We start from the raw sequence: 24,691 nt of genomic DNA, 5'->3' as shown, positions 1-24,691 counted from the left end.
GGCTATGGCCTCAATTCGAGGACCGTCTTGCCGATTCTCACGGGTACACCAGGTTCAACGGGCAGCGCCCGGGTAAGTTGCTGGTCGGCGAGGTAGGTGCCGTTGGTGGAGCCGAGGTCCTCGATGAACCAGCGGCTGCCCTGGGGGAAGAGCCGTGCGTGCCGGCCCGAGGCGTAGTCGTCCTCAAGCACGAGGGTGGCTTCCTGGGCGCGGCCCAACAGGATGGGGCTGGCCGCGAGGGGAATGGTTGTTCCTTTGAGCGGACCTTCCGTGACCACAAGCTGGTGCGCCTGCTGCTTCTGCGGCGGCGCTGGCGCCTCAGCGAGATCAGGGTTCTTGCGGACCTGCCGCGCCGTCGGAGTACCGGCTGCGGCCTTCCGTCCCACCATCAGGTCGCGGCGCATGGCCGAGACGATGCTGAAGATGAGGACCCAAAGCAGAATGAGGAAGCCGAACCGGAGCGCGGTGATGGTCAGTTCACTCATGGGCGGCCACCGGAGTTGGCGGGCAGGAGGCGAAAGATGATTTTTGTCCGTCCCATGGTGATGGTGGAACCGTCGGTCAGTTCGGTGCTGCCTGCCACTTTGTGGCCGTTGACGTAGCTGCCGTTCGTGGAGCCCAGGTCCACGGCGGTGGTAACTCCGCTGGCGGTCCGGATCTCGAGGTGACGGCGCGAAACGCCGGTGTCGTCAACGAGGATATCGGCGTCCGAGGACCGGCCCAGGACGATGGATGGCGCGTTGAGGGAGTAGCGCTGGCCGTCGATGTCCAAAACGGGCTGGAGCCGGACGGGCTGGCGGCTCGGGGCTGCCGGCAAGTTGGGCCGGGGTGCGGCGGTGCCCGGGCCGCCCTTGGCTTTTTCGGTGGAAGAGACGATCTCGAAGTTGCCGGCCCGCATGTCCTCGGCCCGGCGGAACGAGATCCGCACGGAGCCCTGGAGGGTGTAGCCCTGGCTGCGCACATGGTTGATGACGACGTCGCACAGTTCCTCGGCCAGCGGCGTGCCCCAATCCTGGGCGCGCTTGAAGTCCTCGTCACTGAGTTGGACGTCGAAGACGTTCGGGGCAAGAGTGCGTCCGGCCGCGACGGTAAGGGCCTTGTTATCTACCTCGCGGCGGAGCCGGCTGGCGATTTCCACAGGTTCCACCTGGGCACGCGAGCCTGTGGAGAAGACACCGCGGACGGCTTTTTCGATGCCGCGCTCGACCTTGTCCAGCAATCCCATGGTCCTTCTCCTTTCCTCCCTGCTGCGGGGCAGTTTTCGCTCCGGAACTCGACCGGAAGCGGTGTTCACAACGCAGTGACCGGCCGGAGAGCGGCAGGCACTACTACATCAGATACTACTGGGCAGGCCTATGAATGACCTTAATCCCCAACGGCCGGGCGCCAGGAAAAGTTCACTTGGCTGGCCCTCCCGTAAGCTTTCGGCCGCGCTTCGCGGGGTCCTCCGAGCCCCAATTGGTGTTTTGCCGCCGATGTCCGTTATGCTTGATCTCGCTGCTTTTACAAGGTTGCGGGTCCGGGAAACCGGCCGTAATTCGAGGAAAATCAGTTGCGCGCGAGTGGCGGAACGGCAGACGCGCTGGCTTCAGGTGCCAGTGTCCGAAAGGGCGTGGGGGTTCAAATCCCCCCTCGCGCACGCAATTGAAGGAGCCCCAGTCCTAGGACTGGGGCTCCTTTTGCGTCTGGGCTCCGGCCCGGGATTATTCGCAGAGACTCCTAGCGGGAGGGAGCGGGAACCAGGGTATCGGTTGCTGCGGGAGATCCGGACTCCTGCCCGGGAGCCGGCGGAGTGCGGCGTTCCTTGAGGAAATAGACCAGGCCGGCCGCCACGGTGGAGGCTGCGGCCAGGGCGAACAGGCCCGGAACCACGCTGCCCGTTGCCTCCTTGATCAAGCCGAACCCAAAGGGTGCCACAAAGCCGCCCAGGTTGCCCAGCGAGTTGATGATGGCGATGGCCGGGGCGAGGACAAGGGGATGCAGGCCGGACTGCGGGATGGTCCAGAACAGCGGCGAAGCACTCTTGAAGCCCATGGCGGCGATGGCCAGAAAGACGAGCGCAAGGACAGGGGTGGCCAGGGCCGCGGCGAGGGTTCCGACGGCCGCGACCAGGAGTGCGGCCACCAGCAGCGGCCGTTTGGACCTGGCTTTGTCCTGCCACCTGGCGGCGAAATACATCGCGACGACGGCACATACCCAGGGGATGGCGGACAGGAAGCCGACACTGAGGTCAGTTGTGCCCGGAATCTGCTTGACGATGGTTGGCAGCCAGAACGTGTTGGCGTAGATGGAGAGCTGCACGGAGAAGTAGATGCCGCAGAGCAGCAGGATCTGCGGGTTAAGCAGCATCTTCCAGCGGTTGACCTTCCCGCCGTCAGCAGTGACGTGCTGCGCGTCCTCGGCGGCAATGGCCTGGGCCAGGGCGGTCTTTTCGCCGGCCGAGAGCCACCTGGCGTCCTGGATTTTGGCATCCAGCAGGAAGAACACCACGATGCCCACCACTACGGAGAGGAGGCCCTCAAAACCGAACAGCCACTGCCAGCCCCGGATCCCCAGGACGTCGTGCAGGCTGAGGAGAATGCCGGCGATGGGACCGGACAATGCTGCAGCGATGGAGGAGCCGGCAATGAAGATGGCCGTCGCCTTGCCGCGCTGGCCGGCGGGCACCCAGCGGGCGAAGTAGAAGATCACGGCAGGGAAGAAGCCTGCTTCGGCAGCGCCCAGCAGGAACCGGAGCACGTAGAACATCATCTCGTTCTGCACAAAGGCCATCAGGAAAGACACGATGCCCCAGCTGACCATGATGCGGGCCAGCCACACCTTGGCGCCGTACTTCTCCATCATGACGTTGCTGGGAAGTTCGAAGATGGCGTACGCGATGAAGAAGAGGCCTGCGCCGAAGCCGTACGCCGCAGCGCCAATGCCCACATCTGCTTCGAGGTGTTCGTGGGCGTAGCCGATGTTGGAGCGGTTGAGCTGGTTGCACACCAGCATGACCAGCATGATCGGCAGCACCCGCTTGAAGAACTTCTTCGTGGCGAGGGCCACATCCGTGACAGCGGTGTCTACAGACTGCATGGGGGAATTCCTTAAACAGTGCGGTGAGGCCCAGTGGACCCGAATCGAGTGCCGTGGTCCGGACCACAGCGGGTGCCACCACTGTATTCAGGAATTTCGATGCCCGTCCAACACGGATGTGGCATGACGTGATGCCGTCAAGGCATCACATCGGGTCAGCGTTGAGTGGCTCCCCAGCCGGCGGACGCACCGACGCCTTAAACCGCCGTCGTGAATTAGCCAGGTGACTCCGCATGGCGGCGGCGGCGGCGGTTTCGTCGCCGTCCGCGATCGCGGCAGCGATGGAACGGTGCTCATGCACCACCTGGTCGAAATGGTCGCGGGCATAATGCTCGACGCCGGTCATCAGCCGGGTGCGCGGCATGGCAATCATCGTCTGCCCCAAGGCGGCAAGGCAGTCCGTATAGAACGGATTCCCTGACGCTGCGGCGATGGCGCGGTGGAACTCGAAGTCGAACTTCATGGCGTGGCCCGGGTGGTCCGAGCTGGCGGTGAACTGCTCCAATGCGGCGTTGACTGCCCGGAGCTGACGGTCCGAGTGGTTGCGCGCGGCCAAGGCCGCGGCCTCCGCCTCCACACCCATCCGGAATTCCAGCAGATGGAGGCGGTCTTCGACGCTGGCAACCGGACGGCTGCCCGGGAACGGCTGGGGGCCGTCGTCGGGCGGGGTCAGTGCGAAGCTGCCCCGCCCGCGTTCGGTTTCCACGAGCCCTTCGGCCTGGAGCCGGGTCAGCGCCGACCGCACCACGGTGCGGCTCACGCCAAATTCGCCCATCAGGGCATTTTCGCTGGGGAGTTTGTCGCCGGGCTGGATGACGCCGTCCACAATACGGGTACGAAGGTCGGCAGCGAGGTCCGCGGTCAGGTTCCGGCTCATGCGTCCAAGGTTACGCGCCGAATTCCACTGACTCGGTGGTCCAGGCGCGGGCCTGGTCACTGAGGGTCACGCCGAGTCCGGGGCGGTCCGGGACGATCATGCGGCCGTTCTTCGTTTCGAGCCGTTCGTTGAACAGGGGATCCAGCCAGTCAAAGTGCTCCACCCAGGGCTCGCGCGGGTAGGCCGCGGCCAGGTGGAGGTGGATTTCCATGGCGAAGTGCGGTGCCAGCCCCAGTCCGCGCTCGTCCGCGAGGGCGGCCAGGCGCAGGAACTGGGTGATGCCGCCGACGCGCGGTGCATCCGGCTGGATGATGTCGCAGCCGTTGGCGTTGATGAGCCCCTTGTGTTCGGCGACTGATGCGAGCATTTCGCCGGTGGCGATGGGAGTGTCCAGGACGTTCGCCAGGTGGGCGTGGCCCTCGAAGTCGTAGGCGTCCAGCGGTTCTTCGATCCAGATGAGGTTGAATTCCTCCAGCTGGCGGCCCATGCGCAGGGCGGTGGCGCGGTCCCACTGCTGGTTGGCGTCGACCATCAGGGGGACGTCCCAGCCGATGTGCTCGCGGATTCCGGCCACGCGCCGCAGGTCCTCGGCGCTGTCCGGGAGGCCCACCTTGATCTTGATGCCGCCGATCCCCTCGTCCAGCAGGACAGTGGCGCGGGCCTTGACCTCGTCCAGGGAGGCGTTGAGGAAGCCGCCTGAGGTGTTGTAGGTCTGCACGGAATCGCGATAGGAGCCCAGGAACTTTGCCAGCGGGAGGCCGGCGCGCTTGGCTTTGAGGTCGTACAGGGCGATGTCAATCGCGGCCAGCGCCTGGGTGGCTACCCCTGAGCGGCCCACCGAGGCGCCGGCCCAGAGGAGCTTGGTGTAGAGCTTGCCGATGTCGTTGGGGTCCTCGCCTATGATGCCTTCGGCGACCTCCTTGGCGTGGGCGTACTGGGCGGGACCGCCGGCACGCTTGGAGTAGCTGAAGCCGATGCCGCTGTGGCCCTGCTCCGTGGTGATCTCGGCGAACAGGAAGACCACCTCGGTCATGGGCTTCTGGCGCCCGGTGAACACTTTTGCATCGCTGATTGGGACGGCGAGGGGAAGTCTCGCGGTGGAAAGTTTCACGTGGCGGATGAGGTCTACGGTGCTCATGGTGCTCCTCGAAAGCAGGCTGTCCGGGCTGCATTGCCCTCCCACTAAGGATACAAGTATTGTACTTGTATTACAAGTAATCCCCTCTGCCCGGTGGGCACGCTCAGACGAGCCAGGCAACAACCAGCAGAGCGCCCACGCTGAGCACTGTGGTGCAGAGGATCACATCGCGGGCCACGGTCATGCCGCGGCCGTAGGGGGAGGCAAAGAGGAAGACATTCTGCGCGGTGGGGAGCGCGGCCATGATGACACTGGCCAGGAGGTGTTGCCCTTCCAACCCGAACACAAAGCGGCCAAGCACCCAGACAATTAGGGGCATCCCGCCAATTTTAAGAAAGGTGGCCACGAGGGTTTCGGTCCGGCCGTCTCCCTTTTGAAGCGGCGCCCTGCCCGCCAGCGAGAGGCCGAAAGCGAGCAGCACCATGGGTACGGCACCCCCGGCAAGCATGTCGATCGGCTTCTGCAGGAGGTCAGGGGCCTCCCAGCCGGTGAGGGCGACGGCGACCCCCAGCCCCGAGGCGATGATCATCGGATTGCCGAACGGCTGGAGCAGCACCTTCCGCCACGAGATCCTGGAGCCCGAAGCCAGGCCCAGGACCGTGAGGTAGAACGGCGCCATGACCAGCAGTTGGACCAGGAGCACGGGCGCCACGTGCTGGGCTGTGCCCACGGCGTAGAGGGAGACCGGAATGCCGATGTTGTTGGCGTTTGCATAGCTGCTGGCCATGGCCCCGACGGCGGTTTCAGCCACGGGGCGGCGGAAGAACAGGAAACTGAGCAGGCAATACAGAAGCCCCACTATCGCTGCGGAGAGCAGCGCGAGCGGGGCGTCGGTTCCCAGCGCGGCGCGGATATCGCTGCCGGCCACAACGGTAAAGAGGAGCGCCGGGTTGGTGACGTAGAACGCCGTGCGGGTCAGGGCGCCCTGGACTTCAGGCCCCAGGATCTTCAGCCGGGCGGCGAAAAAGCCCACGGCAATGACAGCGGAGATGATCAGGATTCCGGAGACAACGCCGCCCAAAATGCGCCCTTCTCTTTAACTGTCGGGATTCCGCACGGCCGTCTCCTTTTGCGGGGAGGTCCGGCCGTGCGGAAGCGTGAGGTGCGTTACCGGACTGTACCTAACATTCTCACCGGACCAGGCAGGGCCGCTTCGGGTCGAAGGACCAGCCGTCGATGTAGTACTGCATGCCGATGCTGTCATCGCGGGCGTCCAGGCCGTGCTGCAGGTACAGCCCGTGCGCCTTGCCAAGGGCGTCGCGGTCCAGTTCGATGCCCAGGCCCGGAGCGTCCGGAACGTCGATGGCGCCGTCGCGGATCTGCAACGGGTTCTTGGTGAGCCCCTGCCCGTCCTGCCAGATCCAGTGCGTGTCCAGTGCCGTGATCTCGCCGGGTGCCGCGGCGCCGGTGTGGGTGAACATGGCCAGCGAGATGTCGAAGTGGTTGTTCGAATGCGATCCCCAGGTCAGCCCGAACTCGTTGCACAGCTGCGCCACCCGGACTGAGCCGTGCATGGTCCAGAAGTGCGGGTCCGCCAGTGGGATGTCCACGGCGTTGCTGCGGATGGCGTGGGACATTTCCCGCCAGTCCGTGGCGATCATGTTGGTGGCGGTCTTCAGCCCGGTGGCACGGCGGAACTCAGCCATCACCTCGCGGCCGGAGAACCGGCCTTCTGCACCGCACGGGTCTTCTGCGTAGGCAACCACGCCCTGCATCCGCTTGCCGAGGCGGATAGCCTCCTCCAGGAGCCAGCCGCCGTTCGGATCGAGGGTCACCCGGGCATCCGGGAAACGCTCGTGGAGGGCCGTGACCACGTCCACCTCGTCGTCGCCGGACAGCACGCCGCCCTTGAGCTTGAAGTCGCTGAAGCCGTAGCGTTCCTGGGCGGCTTCGGCCAGGGCCACCACTGCCTCCGGAGTCATGGCTTCCTGCCGGCGCAGCTGCTCCCAGCGGTCCGCGGGGGCGTCCTCCACGAGATAGGGAAGGTCGGTCCGGGCATGGTCACCAATGAAGAAGAGGTAGCCGAGCATGGGCACCGATGAGCGCTGCTGGCCGTCACCGAGCAGTTCCGCGACGGGAACGCCGAGGAACTGGCCATGGAGGTCCAGCAGGGCGGACTCGACGGCGGTGACGGCGTGCACGGTGGTGCGAAGATCGAACGTCTGCAGGCCGCGGCCGCCGGCGTCGCGGTCAGCGAACTCGGCCGCGACCTCCCGCAGCAGGGATCGGTAGCGGGCCACCGGCTGGCCGGTGATGAGCGCTCCCGCCTCCTCGATGGTGTTCTTGATTTTCTCGCCGCCGGGAACTTCGCCGAGGCCGGTCCGCCCGTCCGAGTCGGTCACTATGACGATGTTTCGGGTGAAGAACGGCCCGTGGGCGCCGCTGAGGTTCATCAGCATGCTGTCGTGGCCGGCCACCGGGACTACTTCCACGCGGGCGATGCTGGGCTGCGTGCTCATGCGTTGACCTCCACATCTGCAGGGACGACGGCGCCGTCGATGCGGCGGTTCAGGTGCCAGGGGTTCCCATCCTGCAGCGCTGCGGGGAGGAGTTCCTGGGGCAGGTTCTGGTAGGCGACCGGCCGCAGGAAGCGGTTGATCGCGAGGGTGCCTACGGAGGTGGTGCGGGTGTCGGAGGTGGCGGGGAAGGGTCCGCCGTGGACCATGGCGTGGCCTACTTCGACGCCGGTGGGCCAGCCGTTGACGATGATGCGTCCCACCTTCTGCTCGAGGGCAGGGACCAGGCGTGCCGCCGTCGGGTAGTCCGTTTCGGTGAGCTGGAGGGAGGCGGTGAGCTGGCCTTCGAGCCGGTTGACGGCATCGATGAGTTCTTCCACAGAGTCGTAGCGGATGACCAGGGACGCGGCGCCGAAGATTTCCTCGTGGAGCACGTGGTTGGTCACGAAGTCCCTGACCTGGGTGCCGAAGATGGTGGGGGCAGGGGCGTTTTCGGTGGGGCCCGCGGTGCCCTGCCCCACGACGTCGACGCCGGCGGTTGAGCCGAGTGCTTCGGCTCCCTGGTTCCAGGACGCGGCGATGCCTTCGGTGAGCATGGTCTGCCCGGCGCAGGTGGAGACGGCACGCCCGACGGCGGCAGCCAGCTTGTCGCCTGCCTCGCCGGCGGGGGCGAACAGGAGGCCCGGGGAGGTGCAGAGCTGGCCGGAGCTGCCGGTGACGGCGGTGACGTACTGCTGGGCCAGGGTGTCGATCTGTTCGGCGGAGCCGGTGAGGGCGCCTTCGAAGACGAAGACCGGGTTCAGCGAGGACATTTCCGCGTAGACGGGGATGGGTTCGGGCCGGGCCGCGGCTGTCCGCATCAGGGCGATGCCGGCGGCCTGGGAGCCGGTGAAGCCGACCGCCTTGATGGCGGGATCTGCCACGAGCGCCTGGCCGATGCTGGCGCCGGGGCCGTAGATCAGGGAGAACACGCCCGGGTGCAGGCCGAAGTCCTTGACGGCTTTGACCACGGCCTGGCCAACGAGCTCACCCGTGCCGGGGTGGGCGTTGTGGGCCTTGAAGACCACCGGGCAGCCGGCGGCGAGGGCTGAGGCGGTGTCTCCGCCCGCCGTCGAGAAGGCCAGTGGGAAGTTGCTGGCACCGAACACGGCGACGGGGCCGAGCGGAATCTGGCGCTGGCGGATGTCGGCCCGGGGCATCGGGGTGCGCTCCGGCAGGGCCAGATCGATCCGGACGCCGCGGAAGTCGCCCTGCCGGACCACGGTGGCGAAAAGCCGCAGCTGGCCGGTGGTGCGGGCCCGTTCGCCGGTCAGCCGGGCCGCGGGCAGGCCGGTTTCCTGGCCGGCGCGGACGGTGAGTTCCTCGCCGATGGCCTCGATGTTCTCCGCAATGGCCTCGAGGAACGCGGCATGGGTCTCCGGGTCCAAGGTGCTGAAGGAGGGGTACGCGGCCGCGGCGGCGGAGGTCGCCGTCGTCAGCTGCTCTTCGGTGATCAGCGAGTAGGCGGGGCTGAGCTGTTCGTTGGTGGCGGGATTGAAGCCAAAAGCAGTCTTGCCGCTTCCGGCGACGGGCTGCCCGGCGATCAGGGAATGTCCGGTGAGTGTCACTGTGGTTACTCCTAAGAGGGGGTGATCAAGTGCGGGTGATCAAGGACCAGTTGATCAGGAAACGGTGGCAATCAGGGCTTTAAGGTCTGCGAAGTCCTGCGGGGCGAGGTTCTGCAGCGGCGGACGGACACCGCCGGCGGAGCGGCCGATGGCGTCCAGTCCGCCCTTGACGATGGAAACGGAGTAGCCCTTCACGCGGTCTCGGATGTCCAGGTACGGGATCACGAACTCGTTGAGCTTCCTGTTCACGGCCACGCGGTCGTTGTTGCGGACGTCCTGGTAGAAATCCAGGGCGAACTGCGGGACGAAGTTGTACATGGCGGACGAGTAGGTGCTCATGCCGAGCTGGAGCAGCGGAAGGGCGAAGGTTTCCGCGGTGGGAAGGCCGCCGAGGTAGAAGAGCCGGTCACCGAGCTTGGCGTAAACGCGGGCATCGTGTTCGAGATCGCCCACGCCGTCCTTAAATCCGATCAGGTTCTCGTGGCGGTCCGCGAGGGTGGCCACGGTGGTGTCCTTGTAGATGGCGTTGGCACGGTTGTAGATGATGACACCCAGCGAAGTGGAGCTGCAGATGGCGCTGACGTGGTCGATCAGGCCGCCCTGGTCCGCTTCGGTGAGGTAGGGCGGGAGGAGCAGGAGGCCGTCGGCGCCGGCTGCCTCCGCCGCCTGCGCGTTCTCGATGGCCTGGGCCGTGGAACCCCCGGCAGAAGCCAGCACCGGAACCTGTCCGCCCACTTCGTCGACGGCGGTGCGGACCACCCGCTCGGATTCCGCCGGCGTGAGGGAGAACCCTTCGCCGGTGCCGCCGGCAGCGAAGAGTCCGGCCACCGGGAAGCTTGCCTGCCAGGCCAGGTGCTTGCGGTAGTTTTCCTCGTCAAACTGCAATTGGGCATCGAACGAGGTCACCGGGAACGAGAGAAGGCCTTCCTTGAGGGTGTCCGCCAGTTCCTGGGGGGTGTACTTTGCCACGATGTTGTCCTCTGTCTGAATGCCGCGCGGTGAATGCGCCGGGGCGGCTGGATGCTGGTTCCCGTCCAGAGTAGGCAGGCAACATGATGCCTGTCTAAGGCCCATTTCGTATTGATTGATACCCTGGCTGCATCGTCGGAGCGACCGGTCGGTGCCTCGTGTTGGCGCTAGTCCGTCCTGAACTCAAGGTCCTGGAGGAGCCGGCGGAGGGCCGGGTTTGCCGCCTTGCGGTTCCAGATTGCGTGGAGCTCAACCGGCTCTTCGCCGCTGCCGCCGGCCAAGGGCAGGAATTCCACTCCCTTGATGGCCAGGAGGGTGGCGGAGTGCGGGACAAAGGCAACACCCCGCTTGGCTGCCACCAGGGAGACCATCGTGAGGATCTGGCTCACTGTATGAAGGACGTTTTCATGCTGGATGGAGTGCATGCGGATGACGAGGTCGTAGAAGTAGGCGGCCTTGGTGGGTGAATGCATAATGAGCGGCTCGTCCCGAAGATCCTCGTCCTTGACCGGCCGGGAAAGTCCAGCCAGGCGGTGGCCCGATGGCACGGCCAGCACCATGGCCTCGCGGTAGAGCAGGTGCGAATCGAAGACCCTGCGGTCGAACGGCGGCCGGGCCAGGCCAAGATCGAGCTCGCCTGTCAGCAGCCCCTCGATCTGTTCCCCCGTCACGAGCTCCTGGAGGTCGATGTCCACCTCCGGAAGGATGGAGGCGATCTCTTCCAGGAGCGGTCCAAGGATGCTGAAGCCACTGGCGGCCGTGAAGCCCACCCGCAAAACACCCGAGCGGCCGGTGGCGATCCGGCGGGCCGTCACGGGGGCGCGCTGGGCCAGTGCCATCAGCCGCTTGGCTTCGTCCAGGAAAGCGCTCCCGGCCGGAGTGAGCTCCACCTTGCGGTTATCGCGTTCCAGCAGTTCGGTGCCGATGCTCTTCTCCAGCTTCTGGATCTGGCGGCTGAGCGGCGGCTGGGTCATGTTCAGCTTTTCCGCGGCCCGTCCGAAGTGCAGTTCCTCGGCGACGGCGATGAATCCGGCCAATTGGTCGAAGGTAAACATGATGCCTTTCGGGTATCACTTGATGCTTATTGGGGCTTAGACATGCATCATAACGCGTCTCTATAGTCGTTGAGCGAGCCAGAAGTGATTCGGTTCACAGCAAAAGAACCGGGCCTGCCCCGAATCTCTATGAGGAGTACCAATGATGCACTTCCCCACACGCCGCACTATTCTCGGCGCAGCCTCTGCCGTCGCCCTGCTGGCGCTCACCGCCTGTGGCAACGTAGGCGGCGGCGCTGCTGCCGATTCGGCGAAGTACCCCAGCGGGCCCATCAACCTTTCCGTCGGCCAGGCTGCCGGCGGCAGCACCGACCTGATCGCCAGGGCCCTCGCCGAGGGTGCCTCCAAGACGCTCGGCCAGCCGATGCCCGTGGTGAACAAGCCCGGCGCCAACGGTGCCCTGGCCACCAAGGAAGTTGCGGGCAAGCCCGCGGACGGCCAGGAACTGGTCCTGCTCAACGCCTCCCTGATCACCATCACTCCGTTGGCAGTCACTGCCGATGAGGCCGTGAACATCGACGACCTGGATATCATCGCGGGTTTGTCCCAGGATGACTACGTGCTGGTGGCCAGTAACCAGTCCGGGTTCAAGACGTTCAAGGATGTTTCCGACGCCGGACGCAACGTCACCTTCGGGACCACCGGTGTGGGCACCGGAAGCCAGCTGGCGCAGACAGTGCTTTTCAAGCAGGCTGACGTCAAGGGTACGGATATCCCGTTTGACAGCGGTAAGCCCGCACTGACGGCAGTCCTGGGCAACCAGGTGGAGCTCGCCACCATCCAGCTCGGCGAAGCGATGACGCAGATCCAGGCCGGAAAGGTGACACCGCTCCTGGTCTTCTCCGAGGAACGCACCAGCTTCCTTCCCGATACGCCCACGGCAAAGGAAGCCGGCTTCGACGTCCCCGTCGCGCAGTACCGGGCAGTGGCAGCCCCGAAGGGAACGTCACAGGACGTCAAGGACAAGCTGCTCGCGTCATTCCAGGAAGCGTTCAAGTCAGACGCCTACAAGGAGTTCAACAAGAAGAACTCGCTGACGCCGAAGGAGATCCCAGGGGCGGAGGTTGTGACCGAATGGAAGAGCTACGCGGCCAAGTACAAGGAACTGGTGGAGAAGTACGACATCAGCCTGAGTGGAAAAAAATGAGTATCTCGCCGGAGAGCCCTGTGGATGACCTGACGCCGGAACAGCTCGCCGCCCAGTGGGAGGATGAAAAGCCGCCCGCAGCCGGAGCCCTGGCCAACGCCGCGTCATCCCTGGTGGTCCTCGCCGTCGGCCTCGCTGCAGCGGTCCTGTCCATTGCAATGGGGCTGGGCACCCCTGACAAGCCGCAGCCCGGTCTCTGGCCGTTCATCATCAGCACCGTCATGGTGGCACTGGGGCTGTTCCAGCTGATCGCCGGCCGGCACAACCGGGATGCGGAAAAATTCACCCGCATGTCCACCGCGCCGCTGACCGGCCTGGTGACGCTCGCCGCAATGGTCTCGCTGATGCCCCTGATCGGCTTCGAAATCCCAGCCCTGGTGCTGTGCCTCATCTGGATGCGGTTCCTGGGTGGCGAAACGTGGCGCTCCACGCTGGTAGTCAGCGCCGCCGTCGTGATTTCCTTCTATGCGATTTTCGTCCTCGCGCTCCACACCTCCATTCCCCACCTCTTCTAGGAGACCTCAGTGGATTTCCTGAATCCCGTTATCAACGGATTTGCCGTTGTCCTGGAGCCGACAAATCTCCTGTACTGCCTGATCGGCGTGGTGATCGGCATGCTGATCGGTGTGCTGCCCGGCCTGGGGCCCGCGGCAACGATCGCCATCCTTCTGCCGCTCACGTACAACGTGGAGCCCGTTACGGCCATCATCATGCTGGCCGGCATCTTCTACGGCGCGCAGTACGGCGGCACCATTACCTCCGTACTCCTGCGGCTGCCCGGCGAAGCGTCCTCGGTTGTCACCGTTTTCGACGGCTACCAGATGGCCAAGCAGGGCAAAGCAGGCACCGCACTGGGCCTGGCTTCGATCGGCTCCTTCATCGGAGGAACCGCATCCATCATCGGCCTGACGTTCCTCGCCCCCATCGTGGCAAGTTTCGCCCTGGATTTCGGGCCGCCCGAATACACGGCCCTGGCCATGCTGGGCATCCTCCTCGTGGCAACCATCAGCAGCGGGTCCAAAGCCAAGGCGCTCATCGCCGCGGCCCTCGGCCTCCTGCTTGCCACCATTGGGCGGGACATCTTCACCGGCGAAAGCCGCTTCACGTTCGGCAGCCTGCAACTGGCTGACGGCATCGACTTCGTGCCCATCGCCATGGGCATCTTCGGCCTGGGCGAGATCCTCTACAACCTGGAGGAACGCCACCGGGCCGCCAAGGCGCCGTCGAAAGTGACGAACGTCTGGCCTTCACGCAAGGACCTCAAGCAGGCCTCGGGCGCAATCGGCCGCGGATCCGTGCTCGGCTTCTTCCTGGGCATCCTCCCCGGCGGCGGCGCCACGATCGCGTCGATGGCCTCCTACGCCATGGAGAAGAAGCGGGCCAAACAGCCCGAGCGTTTCGGCAAGGGTGCCCCCGAGGGTGTCGCAGGACCGGAAACCGCGAACAATGCGGCAGCGACGTCGTCGTTCATCCCGCTGCTGACCCTGGGCATCCCCGCCAACGCCACCATGGCGCTGATGTTCGGTGCGCTGCTGATCCAGGGAGTCACCCCCGGGCCGCAGCTGGTGGAGCAGAACCCGGAGCTCTTCTGGGGCGTGGTGAACTCGATGTACATCGGCAACATCCTGCTGCTGATCATGAGCCTGCCGCTGGTGGGAATCTTCGTGAAGATCCTCCGCGTCCGGGCAGCCATCCTGGCGCCGGTCACCGCGCTGATCACGCTGTTGGGTGCGTACACGATCAACAACAGCATGTTCGACGTCACGCTCGTGGTGGTCTTCGGCGTCGTCGGCTACCTCATGAAGAAGTTCGGCTTCGAACCTGGTCCGCTCGTGCTGGCCTTCGTCCTGGGCGAACTGCTCGAAAGCTCCATGCGCCGCTCGCTGCTGGTCTTCGGCGGGGACCCCATGGGTTTCTTCGGCCGCCCGATCTCCGCGACCCTGCTGCTGGTCTTTGTCCTGGTGGCTGTGCTCCCGATCATCCGCGGTGCCATCGCCCAACGCAAAACCACTGTTGCCACCCCAGCCGTCACGCCGGACATCAAGGAGAAGGTATGAGCATCATCGTCGGATTCGTCCCCACGCCAGCAGGGGATGCCGCCCTCACGGCAGGCATCGCCGAAGCCAAGCTGCGCAATGAGGACCTGGTGATCGTCAACTCCGCCAGGGAGGGGGCGCTCGTGGACAAATCCGTTGCCTCGGAGGACGTGATGGAGCGCGCGGCAGCCCGTGCCGCGGAGGCGGGAGTCCGGGCTACAGTGATCCAGCCGCCGTACCTGCACGATCTGGCCGATGAGTTCCTGGACGTGGCGCGGGAAGCCGACGCATCCCTGATCGTCATCGGCCTGCGGCACCGCACCCAGGTGGGCAAGTTCATCCTGGGCAGCCACGCCCAGCGGATCCTGATGCAGGCCGACCGCCCCGTCCTGGCTGTGAAGGCTGACGGAGCCCACTTCTAAAGGACCGCCACCCGCACGGGGCAGGCCCGGGGCCGGCGAGGCCAACGCGGGGTCACTCCACGCCCAATCCAGCGAGGATATCGGGCCGGAAGTGACCCCGCGTTGCTTTAGGCGAGCTTTACCGCTGTCCCTCGGTGGAAAATAAGCATGCTTACCAATAGGCTGGCGGTCGGGGAACTTCCCCTTTCGACCAGAACGAGGTGAGAGCATGACGGACACTGAGAAGATCAGCAAAGTTACGGACATCATCAACGATTCCCACATCGGAATGTTGACCACCATCAACGAAGACGGCGCCCTGGTCAGCCGGCCGCTGGCCGTGCAGGATGTGAAGGACGACGGCGACATGTGGTTCTTCACGGGCCTGGGCACCTCGCAGGTTGCCCATGTCCGGGCCGACCCGCGCGTGAACGTTTCGTTCGGCAAGAGCACGGAATGGGTTTCGGTGGCCGGGACGGCTGAAGTCATCACGGACCGTGCCAAGATCCACGAGATGTGGAACCAGGTGGTGGAGGCGTGGTTCCCGGACGGCCCCGATACTCCCGAGGTGTGCCTGCTCCGTGTCGATTCAGACTCCGCAGAATACTGGACCAGCCCCGGTGGCACCGCCGCCACAGTGCTCCAGTGGGTGAAGTCCAAGGTGACCAACAGCCGCATGAGTGTCGGCGAAAGCGGCACCGTCGAGCTGTAGTGGCTCTGAGGACCGGCCGGGCAGCAGCATTCGCGGCTGCCCGGCTTTACCGCAGGAAGAAGTAGAAGACCAGCGCCAGGCCGGGGCCGATGGCCTGTCCGATCGCACTGATGAGCAGGCGTTTTTCGGTGATCCACAGCCAGATGCCCAGGAAGAACTGGCTCGCGCAGCAGAAAAGCACGATCGCTGAGCCACCGGCGGCATCGCCGGAGAAGTTCACCATCCACAGCCCCGAGGCGATGCCCAGCGCAAAGGCGATGTTGTAGGCGCCAATGTTCATCGCCCACATGCGGACGGCCGGAACATCGTGGGGCCTGATCAGAAAGATCCTGAAAAGGCGTTGGTCCCCGTGACGGAGAATCTCCAGCAGGCCGACGCTGAACAGGGTGAGGGCGGTCGCCCCGGCAAAAATCTGGCTCAGTAGATTCATCCGTGCCTCCAGTACGCATAGCCGTCTGTCCGCTGCCTTGCTGTGCAGGTTACGCCGCGCAGACAGGGCCCATCAAGAGTCGGTACCGTCGACCCGCTGGGGCGAGACGCTGACGGATGGCCTCTTCCGCATGCCGACGGGCTTGTCCGCGCTAACAAAACGGATAAACTGAGAGCGATAAGCCTTTTGAATCGATACAACCCGAGGATCTTCAATGCCGAACGTTCCTGTGCCTATCAATGACAACGGCGCGTGGTGCTGGTTCCAGGACGAACGGGCGCTGGTGGATCCCGCGAACAACACGCTGCTGGTGGGGTCGGTCGCGGCGCCGGAGGGGCCCGGAGGCGAAAGCCGTGGCGGAAACATTGAGGTGGCGGTCCTGAATCTGTCCACCGGTGAACACCGCGTGCACGTCCTCCATGAGCAGCTCGAATCAGACGACCACAACGCCCCGGCCCTGCTGATCCGTCCGGACGGCCGCTACCTGGCGATGTACGCCAAGCACAAGACGGACAACTACTCCCGCTGGCGCGTCTCGGTCCGGCCCCATGATGCCAGCGACTGGGAGCCGGAGCAGGTCTTCGACTGGACCGAACTGGCGGACGGCCGCGGCGCCACCTATTCCAACCTGCACCGGCTCGCTGCCGAGTCCCGGACGTATGACTTCGTCCGGGCCATCAACGACGACCCCACCCTGATGGTCTCCGACGACGACGGCAGCACGTGGAGCTACGGGGGCAAGCTCTTCACCCGCGCCAAGGTGGGCTACGTCAACGGCTACACCCGGTACAGCTCAAACGGCACGGACCGGATCGACCTGATCACCACGGACCACCACCCGCGCGATTTCAACAACAGCATCTACCACGGCTACCTCCAGGGTGACGCCCTCCATGATGCGGCGGGCCAGGTTGTCAGCAAGCCTGTAATCGGTTCGGCAGGGGTCAACCAGAATGCGCTCAGCACCATTTTCGCGGCCGGCATGGAGCTCGACGGCGACATCCTGACCCACGCCTGGACCACCGATTTGCGACGGCATGGGAACCAACTCGCCGCCATCATCACCTGCCGGGCCAACGACGTCAACGGTGCCCTCGAACGGGTCCAGCAGCTCGACGTCGACGATCACCGGCTGCTGTACGCGCGCTTTGACGGTTCGGCGTGGAACCTGCATCCGCTCGCCGTCGCCGGGCCCGGTTACCTCCCGCACGAGCAGGACTATACGGGCCTGGGCGCAGTGGATCCGTACGATCTTGACCACGTCTATATCTCCACTCCGGTGGATCCGCGCTCCGGCCGGTCCACCAGGAACTACGAGATCTACTCGGGAAGGACGTCCGACGGCGGCGCGGGCTGGGACTGGGAGGCTGTCACCGCTGATTCGGGTGCGGACAACCTCCGGCCCATGGTGGTTCCGGGGGATGAGAACGTCCACGCCGTGTGCTGGTTCCGCGGCTCCATGCGGTCCTCGCAGGCTTTTGAAACGGAGATCGTGGCGATCGTGGAAAAGAACCGCGTGGACTAGCGGACCGGGCGGCCCTCAGCCTTCGTCGCAGAGGAGGTGGTACCAGTTGTCGGCGAGGATCTCGAGGGCGTGCTCGCGGTTCGGTTCAAACTTGCGCCGGGTCCAGAGCGTGGCCACGTAGTCGAGGGCGGTGAAGGCGAGGGTTCCGCGGATGTGCCGGGTTTCCGCCGGGAAACGCCCTGCCTGCTCCATTCCGCGGACCAGGTCAGAGATGACCTCTTCGTGCCAGCCCTCCACCATGGCCCGCATGTCGCGGTCCACGGCGGCGGCCTCGTCGAGCACATCGAGGTAGGGGCGGAAGACCGGCCAGAGCGCCGCCCGCGACTCCAGCCAGGCCAGGATGCCCGACAGTTCGCCGGCGCGCACCACGTCAACCAGGTCGGCCGCCGTCGAACCGCTGTCCGGTCCGTCCGCACGGTCCAGCACCGCGTTGACGCGCGCCATGAAGTCCTTCATCAGGTCACTGCGGGAGGGGTAGTACGCGTAAAAGGTCACCCGGGTGGTTCCGGCCGCGGCGGCGATCTCGTCGATGGTGGTGGCCGCGTAACCCTTCTCGGTGAAGAGCGCCAGTGCCCGCTCCACGATCACGTCGCGGGTGAGCTTCTTCTGGGCTTCTCGCAGCGACGACATAGATCAATCCTAACGGTGGGTGTGCAGAGTCAGGCCCTTGCAGGGTCAGACCCGGGCGGGCGCGGCGGGACGCAGCGCCGCCGCACCGCCGTCGGCCAGCCGGCGCAGTTTGGGGATCGGGATCCGGTAGTTGATTGCGGCGGCGGTGCCGGCGCCGTCGTCGTTCTGCCACCGCATCAGCACCGACTCCTGTTCCGCACCCGGCTCGCAGTAGTCGGGGGCACCCACCACCGGCGTAAAGCCGACCGATTTGAGCGACAGGCCGAAGCCTTCGGTCCAGAAGTACGGCTGGAAGCTGAACTCCGGTGCGGTGTCGCCCTTGAGCAGGCCGACGGCGGCGGCCTTGGCCTGGTCGATGGCGCTGGTCCAGAGGGGAACGCGCTGGATGCCGCGGCTGGTGGGGAAGAACGTGACGTCGCCGGCGGCCACGATCTCCGGCCGGACCCGGCCGCGGGAATCGACCCGCAGCGAGCCGTCCGTCAGGAGGCCCGAGCCGCCCAGCCAGCCGGTATTCGGCTCATCCCCAATGGCTGTGACCACAAGATCAGCCCCAAGTTCGGTGCCGTCTGCGAGGACCACCCTTGGCCCGGCTCCGTGGTCCACAATTCGGGCCTTCCCGCCGCGAACCACCTTCAGTCCACGCCGGATGGCCGCTGCAGTGAAGATGTCAGCCAGGTGCGCGCCCAGCTGACGCGAGAGGGGCGTGACGTCGGAAACGAGGGTGACGTCGCAGCCTACATGCAGGCAGCCGGAGGCGACCTCCATGCCGAGCGGTCCGCCGCCGATCACGATGACCGAGGGCCGCGACGCCACGCGTTCCTTGAGGAGGATGGCGTCCTCGATGGTGCGCAGCGTGAGCTCCGAGGCAGATCCCTCGGACAGGCGCCTCGCCCGGGAGCCGGAGGCGATGACCAGGCCGTCATACGGCAGCTCACCGCCCCCGGCCAGGCGGACCAGCCCGGCGTCAGCGTCCAGGCCCGTGGCGCTGACGCCCAGCAGTTCGGTTGCCTCGTGGTTGGGCTCCGGAAGCTCATGCGCCTGAAGGGCGTCGTCGCCATGCAGCAGGGCCTTCGACAGGGCGGGCCGGCTGTAGGGCTGGTGGCGCTCGGCCCCCACGACCGTGAGTTCGCCGTCGAAGCCGGCAGACCGCAGCGAATCGCACGCTGTCAGTCCGGCGATGCCGTTGCCCACCACCACGATCCGGCGCATGGTCATGCTGCGGCCAACCGCAGTGCGGCCACCGGGCAGATCCTGACCGCAGCCTTCGCGGCATCAAGCTCGGCCCCGTCCACCTCCGGGACGTCGATCACCAGATCGCCGTCGTCATCGAGGTGCATCAGTTGGGGCGCGGCTTCCTCGCAAAGGCCGTGTCCCTCGCAGCGCGGCCGGTCCAGTTCGATCCTCACGCTGCCACCACCTTGGTGACCTCCAGCTTTTCGATGCTGCGGGTGATATTGCTCGGCTCGCGTACCTCGTCGCCGACGGACAGCGATTCCACCCTGCGGGCCAGGGCCTCGATGATGGCGTGGGCTTCTAGTTTCGCCAGGCCCTGGCCGGCGCAGCCGTGCGGGCCGTAGCCGAAGGACAGGTGGTCCGCCGGGTTGCGGGTGACGTCAAAGGTATCGGGGTTGCCGTAGTGCCGCGGGTCGCGGTTTCCGGCGCCGAAGAGGATTCCCACCTGGGCACCTGCGGGGATGGTGACGCCGTCGATCTCCACATCGCGGGTTGCCTTCCGGCCCCAGATATGGACCGGCGCCCAGTAGCGCAGGACCTCGGCAAAAGCTGCGGGGACGAGTTCCGGGTTTTCCCGCACCTGCTTGAACTGCTCCGGGTGGCGGCCGAACAGCGCAATGATGTTCCCGATCGAGGCGATGGTGGTATCGACGCCGGCCCCGAGGTACTGGTGGATGATGTGTCCTGCCGAGCCTTCCGGAATATCGCCCCGGGTCTCGGCGTCGAAGATGCCGCGGCCGATGGAGCCGGGCGCCAGGTCTTCGGCGGTGACCGACGAGCACCAGCCGTAGAGCTCGCCAGCGATCGGGAAGCTTTCCTGCGTGCGCTGGTTCAGCGGGCCGATGACCTGCATGGCTGCCTGGCCCCAGCGCAGCATGTTGTCCTTCACATGGCCCTGGAAACCGATGAGATCGGCAACGATTTCGATCGGGAAGGCCCGGGCCAGGGAATCGATGGCTTCGAAGCTTCCGCTGGCGGCGAGTTCGGCCACCAGCTTGTCGGCCTTTTCGTCGATGACCACCTTCAGGCCGCGGAGGGCGCGCGGAGTGAGGTTCTGCGACAGCGTGGCGCGGAGCTGGGTGTGCACGGGCGGGTCGGAGGCGAGCGAGGTGCCCTGCAAGGCCTCGTTCACCATCGGGTTGAAGCCGATGCTGGTGGACGAGAAGGTTTCCGGATCGCCAAGGGCATCGCGGATGGCGTCGTAGCGCGTGAGGACGTAGAGATCGTTCTTGGGCAGGTGGACGACGGCGGCCTGCTCGCGGAGCGCGGCGTACGTGCCGTAGGGGTCGACGAGGATCCCGTCATCCCAGATGTCGATGTCTGACTCGATGGGTGCAGTCATGGTGTTCTCCTTGCGGATTGGTGGGTGGTTGGCCGGGGCCGGCTGACGTCAGCCTTAGACGATTGCCTCGGCGTTTGCTTCGGTGGTTTCCGCGATGGCCTCGGGAGTGGGCGCCGAGGAACGTGCGGAGATAAAGAGGGTAAGAACGGCGGAGAGGACTGCCGCGATACCTGCGGCGAGGTACACGGCCTGGAACCCCTGGCCCAGCGAGGTCCCTGCCACGCCCTGGATTTGCGGCTGCGCGGCGTGGAGGGCCTTGACCATGTTGTCGACGGCCTGCGCGGGTGCGCCGCCTGCCGTTGCCTGGCCGGTGAACTGGGCGATCACGCCGTCCCAGCCGGAGAGGAAGCCCAGCGGCGGCACGTTCGCCAGCCCGCTGACGGCCTCTGCGGGCAGTCCTGCCCCACTGAGGATCCCGGCGAGGGGACCCGCGAAGGCCGTGGCTCCGATTCCGAAGGCGATGGCTGAGCCGACGACGGGGCCGAGGGCGAAGCCGAGATCACGCAGGAGGTTGGTGGTCGCCGAGGCCATGCCGATCTGCTGCGGCGGGACGGTGTTGATGGCAACAGCGGTGACGGAGCCGACGGTGAGGGCGAATCCGATGCCCAGCACCAAGAGCGGCGGGATGAAGGCCGTCCACGTGGTGCCGCCGAAGGCCTCCGGAGTGCCGAGGGCGAAAGTGGAGAGCCAGAAGCCGGAGACTGCCATGAGGGCGAAGCCTGCGGTGAGCACCCACCGCGGGGCGACGTGGTGGATAAGCCATCCCACCACCGGAATGAAGGCGAATGCAGGACCCTGGATGAACACGAAGAGCACACCGATCTTCCAGGTCTCGGCAAGGGCGAGCCCGCTGACGGCGACGCTCGTGCTGAAGCAGATCGCCAGGAATGCGAACATGCCCGTGACCGCCACGATGCCGGTGATGGAGTAGGAGCTGTTCTTGAACAGCGACAGGTGGATCAGCGGCTGCGCGGTGCGTGATTCGATGACGACGAAAGCGATGAGGAGGATAACGCCGACGACGTAGCTCGCAATCACCTGGGCGCTGCCGAAGCCTGCATCCACCGCTGTCACCGTGGCGTAGAGGACGGCGATCAGGCCGAGCGCGAGCGTGAACTGGCCGGGCAGGTCCAGCTTGCGGCCCTCGGCGGCGGCGGAATCCTTGGCCCGGAGCGCGACGGTAAGGACGAGTACGGCGATGGCGGCCGCCACCAGGTAGGCCGCCCGCCAGCCGCTGAAGGCGTTCGGTGCGCCCGGTGCAACGCCCGGCACCGTAAAGAACTGCGCCGTGAAGCCGGCGAGCACCGGGGAGATCACCGCGCCGAGGGACAGGAAGCCTGCCCAGGTGGCGATCACTTTCGCCCGGGCGCGGTGGTCCGGGGTGATCGCCGCGATCATGGACAGCGAGATCGGGAACAGGATGCCGGCGCCGATGCCGCCGACAGCCTGGGCGAAGATCATCATTTCGGTGGTCTGCGCCAGCGCTGCCAGCACGGAGCCGACAACGCTGACCGCGGCACCGGCGTAGAGCAGTTTCTTGCGCCCGAACATGTCGCCCAGGAGGCCCCAGCTGAGCTCAAACACCACGATGCCCATCAGGAACATGCCCGCGATCCAGGTCAGGCCTGCACCGGAGGTGTGGAATTCGACGGCGAACGTGCCGCTGAGGGCACCTGGCAGGGCGTTGGTGATCTGGGCCAGGGTGACCGCGCTGTAGGCGGCGATGAAGGTGGCCCGTACTGAGCCGCGGCTCTGGCCCAGGGGGATCTGACTCATCGATGAAACTCCTTTGTTTCCGGGTAGATGTGGCGCTCCCCACAGTGTGGCTTAAAACTTTACATGGTGTCAAGAGTGTTTGCGAGGCGTTGTTTTCGTAAGCATTCTGAACTTACGCTCCGACTATTTGCTTGACACCGTGTAAAGGATTGTGTGATGCTGGCTACACCGCAAGGGAGCGATGGCTCGGTCATTCTCCGCGGCGCCCCCCGCATTTCAGTTCCCAAATCTTCAAGGGAGAAGCCAAGTGAGTAACACCAACCCCGTCGGTACCGGCGATGCGTCCCGCGCCGCGTCCGGGCAAACCGTCAACACGGTCCTGGGCCCCGTCCCCGCCTCTGAACTGGGAGTCGTCGCGGTCCACGAGGCCCTGCTGTCAGTACTTCCGGGCGCCCAGTACGCCCCGGACATTTCCATGGACCGTGCGGAGATCTTCGAGGCACTCGCTGCGAAACTCATCGATTTCCGTGAGCACGGCGGCCGGACCGTCGTCGACAGCACCGGCATGTTCCACGGCCGCGACCTCAAGCTGTACGAGGCACTGTCCCGCTCCACCGGCGTCCACATCATCGCCTCCACCGGGCTGGGCCCGGAAGAGGAACTCGGCGGCTACTTCCTGACACCGCAGACCAACCCGCCCACCCCCTGGCCGGCCGAAAAGTTCGCCGACCTTTTCGGTAAGGAGGTCACCGAGGGCATGGTGATTCCCCGGGTGGAGCGCCGCGCCGCCGCCGGCATCGTTGCCACCGTCGCCGACCGCTCCGGCATGACGCCGGCCGAGGAGAGCCTCTTCCGCGGTTCCGCCCGCGCCGCCGGGAGCACCGGCGTCGCAGTTTCCATCCGCTTCGGCGCCGATGCGCTGCACGATCTGGACATCGTCCTGGACGAGCAGATCGGAGCCGACCGCGTGCTCGTGGGCGATCTGGACCGCAAGGACGCCAAAGGGGCCGCCATCAAAGTGGCCGGGCGCGGAGCCTTCGTGGGCATCGACCACGTGGGCCTGAACGAGCACGCCGACTACCTCACCGACCATGACCGCGCCGAACTGGTCCTCGAGCTCGTGGAGGCCGGCCATGCCGGCAGGATCATCCTTTCTGGCAACTCGATCGGTGTGGCCAAGGGTGTGGCGGAGTACAACCTGCCCTTCAGCCACGTCCTGGCCACGTTCATGCCCTTCCTAAAGTCCCGGGGGCTGAGCGAGGACGACGCCCGCCGGATCCTCGTGGACAACCCGCGCAACCTGCTGACCGTGCGCTAAGCACGCCCCCACAACAAACTTTCGAGACCCTGAGGTGAAGCAATGACCAAGGTCAACACCGTGCTGGGAACCATCCCGGCCGAAGAACTGGAAATCGTGGCGGTCCACGAACACATCGGCTACGGCATGCCCGGGTCCGAGCTGGACACCAAATGGTGGAAGACGCCCGAGCAGGCCTACGAGGAGACCGTGCCGAAGCTCCGAAAATTCCGCGAATACGGCGGCGGCACCTTCGTGGACGCCACCGGCATCTGCAACGGCCGCGACGTGGACTACTACAAGTCACTGTCCCGAAAGACGGGCGTGCACATCGTGGCCTGCACCGGATTCGTCGGCGGCGACACCGCCCTGCCGCACTTCTCCCGCGCCACCGTTGACTACCTCACGAAGGTATTCATCCACGAGATCACCGTGGGCATCGGCAACACCGGCGCCAAGGCCGGCGTCATCAAGGTGGGCGTAAGCCGGGGCGGACGGATGACCGAGCTGGACAAGCGCATCTACCGCGCTGCCGCCCGCGCCGCCGTCGTCACCGGAGCTCCGATCCTGACCCACCTGGCCATCGATCCCGAGCCGGCAGTGAACATCTTCACCGAAGAGGGCCTCCCGCTGGACCGTGTGCTCTTCGGACACGCCGACGACGGCCTGAACGCTCCCGTGACTCCGCACGACTGGATCTACGAACAGGGCGGCCGGATCGGCTTCGACACCTTCGGCTACGATCTCGAGCTGCCGGATCCGCCGTTCTGGGGCCGCAAGCGCGCCGAACGCATGGAGCACTTCGTCAAGCTCGTGAACAAGGGCTATGCGGACAAGCTCCTGGTCTCGGCCGACGCCAACTGCAGCCCCCTGGGCTGGCCGGGCGTGAAGGGCCACACCATCAACTACATCTTCGAGGACATGATCCCGGACATGCGCGCCGCCGGGATCGACGATGCCACCCTCAAACTCCTGCTCGAGGACAACCCGGCCGACTTCCTGTCGCTGCACGCCTGACCCCGGACAAAACCACCAAAACTTA

The 24,691-nt window shown here is 65.7% G+C and carries 24 protein-coding genes and 1 tRNA gene; 9 read left to right on the top strand and 16 right to left on the bottom strand.

Going from position 1 to position 24,691, the window contains the following annotated elements:
* Window positions 1–2: 2 nt before the first annotated feature.
* Both ACS5PJ_RS07315 and ACS5PJ_RS07310 read right to left on the bottom strand, forming a co-directional pair.
* The gene (locus ACS5PJ_RS07315; protein ID WP_439434259.1) at window positions 3–485 is read right to left on the bottom strand and encodes an FHA domain-containing protein FhaB/FipA; all 483 of its coding nucleotides are present in this window, start codon (window positions 483–485) and stop codon (window positions 3–5) included.
* Entirely contained in the window at window positions 482–1,225 is a 744-nt protein-coding gene (locus ACS5PJ_RS07310; RefSeq protein WP_439434258.1) for an FHA domain-containing protein, read from the bottom strand. Before ACS5PJ_RS07310 ends, ACS5PJ_RS07315 begins: the two co-directional genes overlap by 4 nt.
* Window positions 1,226–1,556: 331 nt before the next feature.
* On the opposite strand from ACS5PJ_RS07310, the gene ACS5PJ_RS07305 reads away from it, so the two are divergent.
* Window positions 1,557–1,639 (top strand) — tRNA-Leu (locus ACS5PJ_RS07305).
* An 80-nt stretch (window positions 1,640–1,719) separates the two neighbouring features.
* Here ACS5PJ_RS07305 and ACS5PJ_RS07300 read toward each other — a convergent pair.
* The 8 genes from ACS5PJ_RS07300 to ACS5PJ_RS07265 all read right to left on the bottom strand — a co-directional run bounded on the left by ACS5PJ_RS07300 (window position 1,720) and on the right by ACS5PJ_RS07265 (window position 11,180).
* Window positions 1,720–3,078 (bottom strand): MFS transporter, encoded by a 1,359-nt coding sequence (locus ACS5PJ_RS07300; protein WP_439434257.1) that lies wholly within the window; start codon window positions 3,076–3,078, stop codon window positions 1,720–1,722.
* Window positions 3,079–3,223: 145 nt separating this feature from the next.
* Window positions 3,224–3,955, bottom strand: coding sequence for a FadR/GntR family transcriptional regulator (locus tag ACS5PJ_RS07295; RefSeq protein ID WP_439434256.1), 732 nt, complete (start codon window positions 3,953–3,955; stop codon window positions 3,224–3,226).
* Window positions 3,956–3,965: 10 nt separating this feature from the next.
* Window positions 3,966–5,093: an L-talarate/galactarate dehydratase gene (locus ACS5PJ_RS07290; protein ID WP_131683549.1), complete on the bottom strand. Its 1,128-nt coding sequence runs from the start codon at window positions 5,091–5,093 to the stop codon at window positions 3,966–3,968.
* Window positions 5,094–5,196: 103 nt separating this feature from the next.
* Window positions 5,197–6,114: an AEC family transporter gene (locus ACS5PJ_RS07285; RefSeq protein ID WP_439434255.1), complete on the bottom strand. Its 918-nt coding sequence runs from the start codon at window positions 6,112–6,114 to the stop codon at window positions 5,197–5,199.
* Window positions 6,115–6,223: 109 nt separating this feature from the next.
* Complete coding sequence (locus ACS5PJ_RS07280) at window positions 6,224–7,552, bottom strand: enolase C-terminal domain-like protein (protein ID WP_439434254.1); 1,329 nt, start codon at window positions 7,550–7,552, stop codon at window positions 6,224–6,226.
* Entirely contained in the window at window positions 7,549–9,156 is a 1,608-nt protein-coding gene (locus tag ACS5PJ_RS07275; RefSeq protein ID WP_439434253.1) for an aldehyde dehydrogenase (NADP(+)), read from the bottom strand. The genes ACS5PJ_RS07280 and ACS5PJ_RS07275 overlap by 4 nt, the downstream gene beginning before the upstream one ends.
* A 54-nt stretch (window positions 9,157–9,210) precedes the next feature.
* Window positions 9,211–10,125, bottom strand: coding sequence for a 5-dehydro-4-deoxyglucarate dehydratase (gene kdgD / locus ACS5PJ_RS07270; protein WP_439434252.1), 915 nt, complete (start codon window positions 10,123–10,125; stop codon window positions 9,211–9,213).
* Between the two features lie 167 nt (window positions 10,126–10,292).
* Window positions 10,293–11,180, bottom strand: coding sequence for a LysR family transcriptional regulator (locus tag ACS5PJ_RS07265; protein ID WP_439434251.1), 888 nt, complete (start codon window positions 11,178–11,180; stop codon window positions 10,293–10,295).
* Window positions 11,181–11,322: 142 nt separating this feature from the next.
* Between ACS5PJ_RS07265 and ACS5PJ_RS07260 the strand changes: the two genes are divergently transcribed.
* The 5 genes from ACS5PJ_RS07260 to ACS5PJ_RS07240 all read left to right on the top strand — a co-directional run bounded on the left by ACS5PJ_RS07260 (window position 11,323) and on the right by ACS5PJ_RS07240 (window position 15,476).
* A complete protein-coding gene (locus ACS5PJ_RS07260) occupies window positions 11,323–12,327 on the top strand; it encodes a tripartite tricarboxylate transporter substrate binding protein (RefSeq protein WP_439434250.1) in 1,005 nt (334 codons plus the stop codon).
* A complete protein-coding gene (locus ACS5PJ_RS07255; RefSeq protein ID WP_439434249.1) occupies window positions 12,324–12,842 on the top strand; it encodes a tripartite tricarboxylate transporter TctB family protein in 519 nt (172 codons plus the stop codon). The genes ACS5PJ_RS07260 and ACS5PJ_RS07255 overlap by 4 nt, the downstream gene beginning before the upstream one ends.
* Before the next feature lie 9 nt (window positions 12,843–12,851).
* Window positions 12,852–14,384: a tripartite tricarboxylate transporter permease gene (locus ACS5PJ_RS07250; protein ID WP_439434248.1), complete on the top strand. Its 1,533-nt coding sequence runs from the start codon at window positions 12,852–12,854 to the stop codon at window positions 14,382–14,384.
* Window positions 14,381–14,785, top strand: coding sequence for a universal stress protein (locus ACS5PJ_RS07245; RefSeq protein ID WP_439434247.1), 405 nt, complete (start codon window positions 14,381–14,383; stop codon window positions 14,783–14,785). The genes ACS5PJ_RS07250 and ACS5PJ_RS07245 overlap by 4 nt, the downstream gene beginning before the upstream one ends.
* 208 nt (window positions 14,786–14,993) lie before the next feature.
* Complete coding sequence (locus ACS5PJ_RS07240) at window positions 14,994–15,476, top strand: pyridoxamine 5'-phosphate oxidase family protein (protein ID WP_439434246.1); 483 nt, start codon at window positions 14,994–14,996, stop codon at window positions 15,474–15,476.
* A gap of 46 nt (window positions 15,477–15,522) precedes the next feature.
* On the opposite strand, the gene ACS5PJ_RS07235 is transcribed toward ACS5PJ_RS07240, so the two are convergent.
* Window positions 15,523–15,906 carry a DUF1304 family protein gene (locus tag ACS5PJ_RS07235; RefSeq protein WP_439434245.1) on the bottom strand — a complete coding sequence of 128 codons (384 nt, stop codon included), beginning with the start codon at window positions 15,904–15,906 and terminating at the stop codon, window positions 15,523–15,525.
* Window positions 15,907–16,120: 214 nt separating this feature from the next.
* On the opposite strand from ACS5PJ_RS07235, the gene ACS5PJ_RS07230 reads away from it, so the two are divergent.
* Window positions 16,121–17,431 carry a BNR-4 repeat-containing protein gene (locus ACS5PJ_RS07230; RefSeq protein WP_439434244.1) on the top strand — a complete coding sequence of 437 codons (1,311 nt, stop codon included), beginning with the start codon at window positions 16,121–16,123 and terminating at the stop codon, window positions 17,429–17,431.
* Between the two features lie 15 nt (window positions 17,432–17,446).
* Here ACS5PJ_RS07230 and ACS5PJ_RS07225 read toward each other — a convergent pair whose 3' ends face one another.
* The 5 genes from ACS5PJ_RS07225 to ACS5PJ_RS07205 are packed head-to-tail and all read right to left on the bottom strand — an operon-like array spanning window position 17,447 to window position 22,412.
* Complete coding sequence (locus ACS5PJ_RS07225) at window positions 17,447–18,061, bottom strand: TetR/AcrR family transcriptional regulator (protein ID WP_439434243.1); 615 nt, start codon at window positions 18,059–18,061, stop codon at window positions 17,447–17,449.
* Between the two features lie 45 nt (window positions 18,062–18,106).
* Window positions 18,107–19,276 (bottom strand): NAD(P)/FAD-dependent oxidoreductase, encoded by a 1,170-nt coding sequence (locus ACS5PJ_RS07220; RefSeq protein ID WP_439434242.1) that lies wholly within the window; start codon window positions 19,274–19,276, stop codon window positions 18,107–18,109.
* Window positions 19,273–19,467 carry a ferredoxin gene (locus tag ACS5PJ_RS07215; RefSeq protein WP_439434241.1) on the bottom strand — a complete coding sequence of 65 codons (195 nt, stop codon included), beginning with the start codon at window positions 19,465–19,467 and terminating at the stop codon, window positions 19,273–19,275. Before ACS5PJ_RS07215 ends, ACS5PJ_RS07220 begins: the two co-directional genes overlap by 4 nt.
* Window positions 19,464–20,636: a cytochrome P450 gene (locus tag ACS5PJ_RS07210; protein WP_439434240.1), complete on the bottom strand. Its 1,173-nt coding sequence runs from the start codon at window positions 20,634–20,636 to the stop codon at window positions 19,464–19,466. The genes ACS5PJ_RS07215 and ACS5PJ_RS07210 overlap by 4 nt, the downstream gene beginning before the upstream one ends.
* A 54-nt stretch (window positions 20,637–20,690) precedes the next feature.
* The gene (locus ACS5PJ_RS07205) at window positions 20,691–22,412 is read right to left on the bottom strand and encodes an MFS transporter (protein ID WP_439434239.1); all 1,722 of its coding nucleotides are present in this window, start codon (window positions 22,410–22,412) and stop codon (window positions 20,691–20,693) included.
* Between the two features lie 247 nt (window positions 22,413–22,659).
* Between ACS5PJ_RS07205 and ACS5PJ_RS07200 the strand changes: the two genes are divergently transcribed.
* On the top strand, window positions 22,660–23,670 hold the full coding sequence (locus ACS5PJ_RS07200) for a phosphotriesterase family protein (protein WP_439434238.1): 1,011 nt from the start codon (window positions 22,660–22,662) through the stop codon (window positions 23,668–23,670).
* A gap of 42 nt (window positions 23,671–23,712) precedes the next feature.
* Window positions 23,713–24,666, top strand: coding sequence for a phosphotriesterase family protein (locus ACS5PJ_RS07195; protein ID WP_439434237.1), 954 nt, complete (start codon window positions 23,713–23,715; stop codon window positions 24,664–24,666).
* The last annotated feature ends 25 nt before the right edge of the window (window positions 24,667–24,691 follow it).

Source organism: Pseudarthrobacter cremeus (assembly GCF_051857465.1).
Lineage (GTDB): Bacteria > Actinomycetota > Actinomycetes > Actinomycetales > Micrococcaceae > Arthrobacter.
The sequence above is the reverse complement of the archived record's forward strand: the minus strand, read 5'-3'. Positions and strand labels throughout refer to the sequence as shown.

Bases quoted from the DNA above. Each gene is read 5' to 3' on its own strand.
- ACS5PJ_RS07315 (WP_439434259.1), bottom strand. From the start codon at position 485: ATGAGTGAACTGACCATCACCGCGCTCCGGTTCGGCTTCCTCATTCTG.
- ACS5PJ_RS07310 (WP_439434258.1), bottom strand. From the start codon at position 1,225: ATGGGATTGCTGGACAAGGTCGAGCGCGGCATCGAAAAAGCCGTCCGC.
- ACS5PJ_RS07300 (WP_439434257.1), bottom strand. From the start codon at position 3,078: ATGCAGTCTGTAGACACCGCTGTCACGGATGTGGCCCTCGCCACGAAG.
- ACS5PJ_RS07295 (WP_439434256.1), bottom strand. From the start codon at position 3,955: ATGAGCCGGAACCTGACCGCGGACCTCGCTGCCGACCTTCGTACCCGT.
- ACS5PJ_RS07290 (WP_131683549.1), bottom strand. From the start codon at position 5,093: ATGAGCACCGTAGACCTCATCCGCCACGTGAAACTTTCCACCGCGAGA.
- ACS5PJ_RS07280 (WP_439434254.1), bottom strand. From the start codon at position 7,552: ATGAGCACGCAGCCCAGCATCGCCCGCGTGGAAGTAGTCCCGGTGGCC.
- ACS5PJ_RS07265 (WP_439434251.1), bottom strand. From the start codon at position 11,180: ATGTTTACCTTCGACCAATTGGCCGGATTCATCGCCGTCGCCGAGGAA.
- ACS5PJ_RS07260 (WP_439434250.1), top strand. From the start codon at position 11,323: ATGATGCACTTCCCCACACGCCGCACTATTCTCGGCGCAGCCTCTGCC.
- ACS5PJ_RS07255 (WP_439434249.1), top strand. From the start codon at position 12,324: ATGAGTATCTCGCCGGAGAGCCCTGTGGATGACCTGACGCCGGAACAG.
- ACS5PJ_RS07245 (WP_439434247.1), top strand. From the start codon at position 14,381: ATGAGCATCATCGTCGGATTCGTCCCCACGCCAGCAGGGGATGCCGCC.
- ACS5PJ_RS07240 (WP_439434246.1), top strand. From the start codon at position 14,994: ATGACGGACACTGAGAAGATCAGCAAAGTTACGGACATCATCAACGAT.
- ACS5PJ_RS07235 (WP_439434245.1), bottom strand. From the start codon at position 15,906: ATGAATCTACTGAGCCAGATTTTTGCCGGGGCGACCGCCCTCACCCTG.
- ACS5PJ_RS07230 (WP_439434244.1), top strand. From the start codon at position 16,121: ATGCCGAACGTTCCTGTGCCTATCAATGACAACGGCGCGTGGTGCTGG.
- ACS5PJ_RS07225 (WP_439434243.1), bottom strand. From the start codon at position 18,061: ATGTCGTCGCTGCGAGAAGCCCAGAAGAAGCTCACCCGCGACGTGATC.
- ACS5PJ_RS07220 (WP_439434242.1), bottom strand. From the start codon at position 19,276: ATGACCATGCGCCGGATCGTGGTGGTGGGCAACGGCATCGCCGGACTG.
- ACS5PJ_RS07210 (WP_439434240.1), bottom strand. From the start codon at position 20,636: ATGACTGCACCCATCGAGTCAGACATCGACATCTGGGATGACGGGATC.
- ACS5PJ_RS07205 (WP_439434239.1), bottom strand. From the start codon at position 22,412: ATGAGTCAGATCCCCCTGGGCCAGAGCCGCGGCTCAGTACGGGCCACC.
- ACS5PJ_RS07195 (WP_439434237.1), top strand. From the start codon at position 23,713: ATGACCAAGGTCAACACCGTGCTGGGAACCATCCCGGCCGAAGAACTG.